Here is a 7,670-nt window from a genome sequence, read left to right on the forward strand (position 1 = left end):
CTGATCGAGAGAATGTTCGTGCACAGGCTCAGACGAATAAACCCTCAATCGCAAGGACATTCCAGTGAAAGGTTTTTGCTTGGCCTTCGGGCTGCTCTTCAGTACTTTTTCAGCCATGGGAGCCGATATGTCGAACGGCGCAGACAACTTCTACACCAGCGATAAAGTGACCGTGGAAAAGGTCACCTTCAAGAACCAGTACGGAATGAAGGTCGCAGGCAATCTGTTCAGCCTGAAGAACCTTGACCCACAGTCAAAAAATGCCGCGATCATCGTCGGCCACCCGATGGGTGCGGTGAAAGAGCAGAGCGCCAATCTCTACGCGACCAAAATGGCCGAACAAGGCTTTGTCACGCTGTCGTTCGACCTGTCCTTCTGGGGCGAAAGCGAGGGCCTGCCACGCCAATCGGTTGCGCCGGACATTTATGCCGAAGACTTCAGCGCGGCGGTGGACTTTCTCGGCACTCGCCCACTGGTCGATCGCGAGCGTATCGGCGTTATCGGTATTTGCGGCAGCGGCAGCTTCGCCATCAGCGCCGCCAAGATCGACCCACGTTTGAAGGCGATTGCCACCGTCAGCATGTACGACATGGGTGCTGCCAACCGTAACGGTCTCAAACATTCGCTCACGCCAGCGCAACGCCAATCGATCATTGAACAGGCGGCGCAGCAGCGTGACGCGCAGTCCTGGGGCGGCCCGGTCCGCTACACCGGCGGCACACCGCTCAAACTCACTGGCAATGCCGTGGGTGACGAGTTCTACGATTTCTACCGCACCCCGCGTGGCCAGGTCACCCCGGCCGGTGCTTCGCCGCAGACCACCACCATGCCGACGCTGATCAGCAACGTGAAGTTCATGAACTTCTACCCGTTCAATGACATCGAGAGCATCTCTCCGCGCCCGCTGCTGTTCATTGCCGGCGCTCAAGCGCACTCCCGCGAGTTCAGTGAAGACGCGTACCAGCGCGCGGCCGAGCCCAAAGAGCTGCTGATCATTCCAGGGGCCGGCCATGTCGACTTGTACGACCGGGTCAACCTGATTCCCTTCGCCAAATTGACCACGTTCTTCAGCCATAACCTGAAGTAACGTCATCGAAACGCTGCTAGCACGTTAAAGCGCAGACACGACAAAAGCCTGCTTTCAGAGCAGGCTTTTGTTCGGTCGCGTCGGCTTACTTCTGCTGAGCCGTCAGCGCCGAGTAGCTGTTCATCAGGTTGCGGTAGTTGGGGATGCGCTGCGACAGCAGGTTACCCAAGCCTTCAATATCGTTGCGCCAGTCGCGGTGCAGCTCACAGGCCACCGAGAACCAGTTCATCATCTGCGCACCGGCTTGGGTCATGCGGCTCCACGCAGCCTGTTGCACGGTGGTGTTGAAAGTGCCGGAAGCGTCGGTCACCACAAACACATCAAACCCTTCTGCCAGCGCCGACAAGGTCGGGAACGCTACGCAGACATCCGTTACCACACCGGCAATGATGATCTGCTTGCGACCGGTGGCTTTGATCGCTTTCACAAAATCTTCGTTGTCCCAGGCGTTGATCTGGCCTGGACGAGCGATGTACGGCGCGTCCGGGAACATCTCTTTCAACTCCGGTACCAGCGGGCCGTTCGGGCCTTGTTCGAAACTGGTGGTGAGGATGGTTGGCAGTTCGAAGAACTTGGCCAGATCCGCCAGGGCCAGCACGTTGTTCTTGAACTCGTTTGGCGAGAAGTCCTGCACCAGCGAAATCAGGCCGGTCTGGTGGTCGACCAGCAGCACGATAGCGTCGTCTTTGTTCAGGCGGTTGTAGGTTGGAGTGGTCATGGTGTGCGTCCCTTTTCAATGTTGGAAAGTTGTTGTTGCGTTCAAGTTGTGTACAGGTTACTGACGCATCGAAAAGGGATAAATCGGTTGAAATGGGTTTCACCGTCAACCTGAGCAGGACAATTCAACGAGGGTATTCTCTTCGTTCCCGCATTGAAGCCAGCAAATTCAGGGTTATTAGCTAATAACACCTTCATTAAACCGTCGCTCAAACGTTGTACTAGGATAGGATCCAAGTCTGCGGTTTTTCGTCGACCAAGGAGATCGTCGACAGGACTGCAGACGTTTTTGAATTAACGCCTCTCAGGGATGACACGCATATGAATTCACACTTGTTCCCCCACATCGGCAAGGTCATCGCCAGCACCGGCAGCCGGCACTTTCCGCGCATGCTGCATGACCTGATCCTGACGCAACTGGCGGTCGACGCCACGCACATCCGGCAGATGCGTGTCGAACCGGTGAGCCGCGCGTCGAGCCGCAGTGAGCCGGAGCCGCTGAAAGAGCCGGCCCTGCTCGCCGAAACGGTGTTTTCCGAACACAGTGCGGCGGCTCACCATTTACAGAATCCGCCGGCCGCGACCAGCGCGGACGCTTCGCAACTGCACCTGACCCGACGCAAGGACGGCTATCGCTACGTGATTTCGGTGTACCGCAACGGCGAGTCGCAGCGTTTCTCCGCGCAGGAGCGCAGCCTGTTGCAGGACATCTCCCCGGTGCTGCTGCCGATGGTGGAAAAACACATCAACGCCCTGCAACCGGCCACCCCTGATCCACAAATTCCGTCCGAAGCAGCCGAAGGCAGCGGCCTGGAAACCTTGCGCCTGCGCTTTGATGAGCGCCTGGAGCAACTGGGGCTGAGCCTGTCCAACCGCGAAACTGAAGTCTGCGTCGGCCTGCTCGCCGGTCGCACGGCGCCGGAACTGGCGGAGCAATTGGCGTTGAAGGTCAACACCGTGGAGAGTTATCTGAAACGCGCGGCGATCAAGTTGGGCATCAGCGGGCGGCATTCGTTGATGCGCTGGATGTATTCGCCGTTGGAGACGTTGGCGTCGAGTGCGGCGTGATACGCAGGGATTGCAACGCCTTCGGTATTTGGGTGGGTCAGTTGGATCTACCCCCTCACCCCAGCCCTCTCCCCCAAGGGGGCGAGGGGGAAAGGGAGCCGATCATTGTGGTTTTCAAAACCTGAGTTCGACTTGGGAGCCGATCATTGTGCTTTTCAAAACCTGAGTTCGGCTCGGTAGTTCACGTCGGTGCATCTTCAGCAAACACCGCGGTCAGTCCCCTCTCCCACTGGGAGAGGGTTAGGGTGAGGGCAATCCCGCGACGTGCTCCAATGCCTGATTCACCGCCAATTCCCCCAACATCACCACTTGCGCAATACCCAGCAAGGTATTGCGATGCGGCCCCTCCAGCATCCCGGCAAAATCAGACAACATGACCGAGGCGGATGCCAGCGATTCACAGGCGTTTGCCAGCAGGGATTCGGTATCGGTTTGCGGATTGACCCGGAACATAGCGTTGGGCGTGTAAGGCGTGGCCATGATGTTGGCCGCAGTCACCGGCGGATCGGGTGTCTTGGACATCAGCTCAAACTCCTTCTGCGCAGCGAGGGAGCAGGCTCCCTCACGCGGCCGTTTCGCAATTAATTGGGCAAGCGCTGATTGTCGAGGACCCGACTCACCACCAATTCACTCAACATGATCACCTGTTGCAGGATCAGCATCTTCTTGCGGTGCGGGCTGTCGTTCGAGTCGGCAAGGTCGCGGGCCATGTCACTTGCCGATGACAGCGATTCGTAGGCTTCAACCAGCAGGGTTTCGTCGTCGACGGTGGGGTCGATCAGGTAGATCTTGCCGGTTTTGCGGGTGGGCTTTGAGGTTTTGAGCGCGGACGGATTGAGGTAGAAATTGATCGCCCGTTCTGTGGCCTCTTTGATGTTTTGAGGTTCCAGTGCGGCGTCGTAGGGGATCGGGTCGGTGTCCGGAGGGTTCGGCGTAACTTTGAACATATTCATCTAATTCCTGAAATAGGGCCGCGACCGTTCTCTACTAAAAGAAGGGTGGCGGCTGTGCACAGGTTAGTAGACCGGTGGAATTAGCAAGACCGGCGCGCCCGAGGGCGCCCTGCGCACAACCACCATTGAGTGCAGGCAGAGACGCACCTGACTAAATGGAACTCATGCACTTACTAATACCAATCGGGCTACTAAACCCGACCACTGATAGGCAGTGGCAGGGAAACGATAGAGCCCATGGGATAAGCGCACAAGCCGGCGGATTCTGGCGTACGCGTAGGTAACGACGCAAGGTGTTGTAGGCGGTATGACGTAACGGTTCGTGTAATTTAAACGCGCAATCGGCGTTGTGTTTATTGATGGAAATTCTGGATGGCGGTGATTCGAGGTTTTGCGGTGTGTCAGTTGGATCTACCCCCTCACCCAAGCCCTCTCCCCCAGGGGGGCGAGGGGGAAAGGGAGCCGATCTTTGTGCTGTTCAAAACCTGAGTTCGACTCGATATCTCACGTCGGTGTACCTCGAAAGAACACCGAGATCAGTCCCCTCTCCCTCTGGGAGAGGGTTAGGGTGAGGGCAATCCCGCGACGTGCTCCGATGCCTGATTCACCGGCAATCCCCCCAACATCACGACCTGTGCAATGCCCAGCAGGTTTGATGAGGGGCCGCTTTTAATCCCGCGCCAACGCCTCGATCGGATCAAGCCGCGAAGCATTCCGCGCCGGCACAAAGCCAAACACAATCCCGATCAACGTCGAGCACACCACCGCCGTCAACACCGACGCCAGCGAGAACACCATCTCCCACTCCTTGATAAACACCGAAAACAAATGCCCGATGGCATACGACAGGGAAATGCCGATCGCCCCGCCCAACAGACAAACCATCACCGCCTCCACCAGAAACTGCTGACGAATGTCCGACTGCCGCGCCCCCACTGCCATGCGAATACCGATCTCCCGTGTACGCTCGGTCACCGACACCAGCATGATGTTCATCACCCCGATACCGCCGACCACCAGAGAAATCACCGCAATCAGCGACAGCAGCAACGCCAGCGAGCGGCTGGTTTTCTGCACGGTCTGCAGGACGCTGTCGAGGTTGTTGGTGAAGAAATCCTTGGTACCGTGGCGTTGCAGCAGCAGTTGGGTGACGTGCTCTTCCACCACTTTGCTCGGCTGGCCGTCCTTCATGCGCACGCTGATGCTGTCCAGATAACGCTGGCCCAACACCCGCCCGGCCGCCGTTTCGTAGGGCACCCAGACGTTGAGGGTCTTGCCCGAGGCAAACAGGCTTTTATCCTGCGCGGCCACGCCGATCACTGTGCATGGCAGGTTGCCGATCAGGATCACCTGGCCCAACGGGTCGACATCCTGGCCGAACAGGCGCTGCCGGGTGTTGTGATCGATGACCACCACCTGCGCCTGGCGCCGCGCATCGCTTTCGCTGAACGGGATGCCCGCGGCCATTTTGATCCCGCGCACCTTGAAGTACTGATCGCTGACGCCGTTGACCTGCGCATCCAGATCGATATTGCGATAACGCAACAACAGACTGCGGCCGATCATCGGCGTGGCGCTGTCGACGTAGTACAACTGATTCAGCGCGGTGACGTCGGCCGGCGTCAGGGTTTCAATGGCGGCGGCACGTTTGTCGCCATAACTGCTGCCGGGGTAGACATCGATGGTATTGCTGCCAATCGCGGCGATGTCCTTGAGCACGTAGTTTTTCGCGCCCTCCCCGACCGCCGAAATCGACACCACCGACGTGATGCCAATGACGATGCCGAGCATGGTCAGCAAGGTACGCATGCGGTGCGAGATCAACGCCACCCACGCCATGGCGAACGCTTCTTTGAACAACCCGAGACTGGCGACCAGGCGACGCGAAGCGGTGGCTTTCGGTGCCACCGGTTCTTCGCTGAGCAGGTGCGTGGTATCGCGTTCGTTGCTGCGGTCGCTGAGGATTTCGCCGTCGCTGACTTCGATGATGCGCTCGGCATTGGCCGCCACTTTCGGGTCGTGAGTGACCAGAATCACCGTGTGCCCCGCCGCGTGCAGCTCCAGCAGGATGCGCATGACCTCCTTGCCGCTGGCCGTGTCGAGGGCACCGGTCGGTTCGTCGGCGAGGATCACTTCGCCGCCGTTCATCAAGGCGCGGGCGATACTAACGCGCTGTTGCTGACCGCCGGAGAGCTGGCTCGGCCGATGCGTCAAATGGCCTTCCAGACCCAGTCGCGCCAACAACTCACGGGCACGGGCATGGCGTTGAAGCTGCGGCGTACCGGCGTAAATCGCCGGCATCTCGACGTTGTGCATTGCGCTCAAATGCGGCAGCAAGTGGTAACGCTGGAAGATGAAACCAAAGTAGTCGCGACGCAGCTCGGCCAGGGCCTGATTGTCCAGATCGCGGGTTTCCTGGCCGTTGATCCTGTAGCTGCCGGCGGTGGCGTAATCGAGGCAACCGAGAATGTTCATCAGCGTCGATTTGCCGGAACCGGAGGCACCAATGATCGCCACCATTTCCCCGGCATTGATCGTCAGATTGATGTTGTTCAACGCGAGAAACTCGCGGTCGCCAGCGGTGAAACTGCGGGTGATGCCGCTCAGCTGTAGCAGTGGCTCAGTCATGCTCAGGCCCCCGCCACATTGGTCAGCGGATCACCGATCACCACGCGGTCGCCTTCTGCCAGACCGGCGTTGATCTGCACTTTGACGTTGTTGTTGATCCCGGTCTGCACGTTGCGCGACTGCGCGTGGCCCTTGGCGTCGAGTACGCGTACCGGGAAACTGCCGTCGGCATTGCGCGGGCCGAGCGCCGCCACCGGCACGGTCAGCACCGACTTGGCGGTGTCGAGGATAATGCGCACCTGCGCGGTCATCGAGATGCGCAGGCGATGGTCGGGATTGGGCACCTCGAACAACGCGTTGTAAAACACCGCGCTGCTTTGCTTAGGCGTGCCGGCGGGCGGTGTTTCAAGAAAGTTCTGCGGCGCCGGGTCCGTGCCGCGCAGTTTCGCGTAGTAGCGTTTGTCCTCGCCGAGAATGGTGAAATACACCTCTTGCCCCGGGGCGATGTGAATTACATCGGCCTCGGACACCTGCGCCTTGACCGTCATGGTGTCCAGATCTGCCAGTTTCAGCAGGACCGGCGCCAGTTGGCTGGCAATCACCGTTTGCCCTTCCTGCGTGACCACGCCGACCACGTCGCCATCAATCGGCGCGACAATCCGCGTGTACGCCAGATTGACCTTGGCCGTGTCGATCTGGATATGCGCACTTTTGATCTGCGCATCCAGCGACATCAGGTTGGCCTGCTGCACCTGATAGTCCGACTCGGCGGTTTCAAAATCCTGGCGCGAGATCGACGCGTCGTCCTGCAAGTTCTTGTAGCGCTCGTAAATCGCTTTGGTTTGCCTGAGCTGAGCCTGGGTCGCGCGTTTTTGCGCTTGCAGGTTTTCCTCATCAACCTGGGCCTGACGCAAAGTGTTCTGCAACACCAGCGGATCGATTTCCGCCAGCCACTGCCCTTTCTTCACCTTGTCGCCAACCTTGACCTTGAGCGACTTCAATTGCCCCGACACTTGCGCGCCGACGTCCACTTGCTTGATGCCTTCGAGCAACCCGGTGGCGAGCACCGCGTTTTCAATGTCACCGCGTTCCACCGGGGCGGTCAGGTATTGCGGCGCCTCGGCCGGTGCCTGCACCGTGTAGAAAGCCAATCCCGCTACTGCCACTAACGCTAAACCCATACCGACTTTGCGCAACTTCGACTTTTCCATAAATAACCACAAGTCCGTTCAGGGGTGAACCCGGCCAGCGGCCGGGCTCTGGTAGATAAACAACAA

Annotated in this window: 7 protein-coding genes; 2 read left to right on the top strand and 5 right to left on the bottom strand. The window is 58.9% G+C overall.

Translation table 11 applies throughout. From position 1 onward, the window contains the following. Positions 1-64: 64 nt before the first annotated feature. A complete protein-coding gene (locus tag CLU80_RS00825) occupies positions 65-1,087 on the top strand; it encodes an alpha/beta hydrolase (RefSeq protein ID WP_099756485.1) in 1,023 nt (340 codons plus the stop codon). 85 nt (positions 1,088-1,172) lie between these two features. On the opposite strand, the gene ycaC is transcribed toward CLU80_RS00825, so the two are convergent. Continuing rightward, positions 1,173-1,805 carry an isochorismate family cysteine hydrolase YcaC gene (gene ycaC / locus CLU80_RS00830; protein WP_007916011.1) on the bottom strand — a complete coding sequence of 211 codons (633 nt, stop codon included), beginning with the start codon at positions 1,803-1,805 and terminating at the stop codon, positions 1,173-1,175. A 320-nt stretch (positions 1,806-2,125) separates the two neighbouring features. Between ycaC and CLU80_RS00835 the strand changes: the two genes are divergently transcribed. After that, the gene (locus tag CLU80_RS00835) at positions 2,126-2,872 is read left to right on the top strand and encodes a response regulator transcription factor (protein WP_099756486.1); all 747 of its coding nucleotides are present in this window, start codon (positions 2,126-2,128) and stop codon (positions 2,870-2,872) included. A gap of 240 nt (positions 2,873-3,112) precedes the next feature. On the opposite strand, the gene CLU80_RS00840 is transcribed toward CLU80_RS00835, so the two are convergent. From CLU80_RS00840 to macA, 4 genes are all read right to left on the bottom strand, one after another. After that, complete coding sequence (locus tag CLU80_RS00840; RefSeq protein WP_460092239.1) at positions 3,113-3,352, bottom strand: DUF6124 family protein; 240 nt, start codon at positions 3,350-3,352, stop codon at positions 3,113-3,115. A 101-nt stretch (positions 3,353-3,453) separates the two neighbouring features. After that, a complete protein-coding gene (locus CLU80_RS00845; protein ID WP_099756488.1) occupies positions 3,454-3,819 on the bottom strand; it encodes a DUF6124 family protein in 366 nt (121 codons plus the stop codon). Positions 3,820-4,494: 675 nt separating this feature from the next. Then, positions 4,495-6,453 carry a MacB family efflux pump subunit gene (locus tag CLU80_RS00850; RefSeq protein WP_093430744.1) on the bottom strand — a complete coding sequence of 653 codons (1,959 nt, stop codon included), beginning with the start codon at positions 6,451-6,453 and terminating at the stop codon, positions 4,495-4,497. 2 nt (positions 6,454-6,455) lie between these two features. Then, positions 6,456-7,604 carry a macrolide transporter subunit MacA gene (gene macA / locus CLU80_RS00855; RefSeq protein ID WP_099756489.1) on the bottom strand — a complete coding sequence of 383 codons (1,149 nt, stop codon included), beginning with the start codon at positions 7,602-7,604 and terminating at the stop codon, positions 6,456-6,458. Positions 7,605-7,670: the final 66 nt, after the last annotated feature.

Origin of the sequence: Pseudomonas sp. 29, from assembly GCF_002754355.1 — a bacterium.
Classification (GTDB): Bacteria; Pseudomonadota; Gammaproteobacteria; order Pseudomonadales; family Pseudomonadaceae; genus Aquipseudomonas; species Aquipseudomonas neuropathica.